The 514-nt window shown below is 68.7% G+C and carries 1 protein-coding gene; it reads left to right on the forward strand.

Annotated elements, in window-relative coordinates; all coding sequences use genetic code 11:
* Positions 1–514 (forward strand): peptide deformylase (gene def, locus GTW58_RS14055; RefSeq protein ID WP_168023658.1); only part of this gene is annotated, 514 nt, incomplete at both ends.

Raw genomic sequence — 514 nt, forward strand, 5'->3', positions numbered from 1 at the left:
TCCCGGGCCGCCCCCCCCCCCCCACTCCGACACCCCCGACCGCCCAGAGCTCCGCAAACTGGTCGACGACATGTTCGAGACCATGCATGACGTCGAAGGCGTTGGGCTGGCGGCGCCGCAGATCGGCGTCGGTCTGCGGATCTTCGTGTACGACGTCGAGGGCTGTTCCGGGCACGTGATCAACCCGGAGATCAACGTCGGTACGCAGCCTCAGGACGGATCCGAGGGGTGCCTGTCGGTGCCCGGCATGGGCCACCCCACGCCGCGGGCCGAGCACGCGACCGTGCACGGGTACGACGTCGACGGCGCCCCCGTGACCGTCGAAGGGCACGGCCTGTTGGCACGGTGCCTGCAGCACGAAACCGACCACTTGAACGGCATGCTGTACGTCGACCGGTTGCGGGGCGAGGCCAAGAAGGAAGCCATGCGGACCATCCGCAATCGTGAGTACTCCGCCGTCGTCTCGGGCGTCCACGGCAAGAGGTCCTCGACGATCGTGTCGGGACGTGGGTCC

It is taken from the genome of Kocuria subflava, assembly GCF_012163155.1.
Classification (GTDB): Bacteria; Actinomycetota; Actinomycetes; order Actinomycetales; family Micrococcaceae; genus Kocuria; species Kocuria subflava.